Annotated in this window: 1 protein-coding gene; it reads left to right on the forward strand. The window is 50.7% G+C overall.

Annotation, left to right across the window (positions count from 1 at the left end; genetic code table 11):
- A partial coding sequence (locus R7O13_RS28980) for an ABC transporter permease (RefSeq protein WP_318305475.1) occupies positions 1–588 on the forward strand: 588 nt, incomplete at both ends.

Consider the following 588-nt stretch of genomic DNA (forward strand, 5'->3'; position numbering starts at 1 on the left):
GGCATGGTGGTGATGATCCCGCTTATCCAGCTTTTGCTGTTCGGCTTCGCAATCAATACGGACATTCGCAACATTCCGGTAGGTGTTGTCGACCAAAGTGGCAGCACCGCCGGGCGGATCATTACCCAGTCCGTCAAAGTCACTCAAGTGGTGGATATCAAAGAAACCTATGCCACCGCGCAAGAGGCTGAACAAGCGATTCAAGATGGTATTGTGCGCGCCGTGCTGATTTTACCAAGCGATCTCACACAACGCATGATGCAAGGTCGAGAACTTGGGCAATGGATTGTGGATGGCTCAGATACCATGATCAGCTCGGCAATATTGTCGTTGCAAACCATGCCATTAACCGATTTTGATTTCGAGATTCGCCCAGCGCCAAGCAAAACATTCGAAGTCGCACTCTACTACAACCCAAGTCGGCGTTCTGCGGTCAACATCGTACCCGGCTTACTCGGTGTGATTCTCACCATGACGATGATTTTGTTCACCAGTGCCGCGATTGTACGAGAACGTGAACGGGGAAATTTGGAGCTATTGATCACCACGCCCATCCACTCGATAGAGCTAATGGTGGCGAAAATCGTG

Source organism: Vibrio sp. Y176 (genome assembly GCF_033438945.1).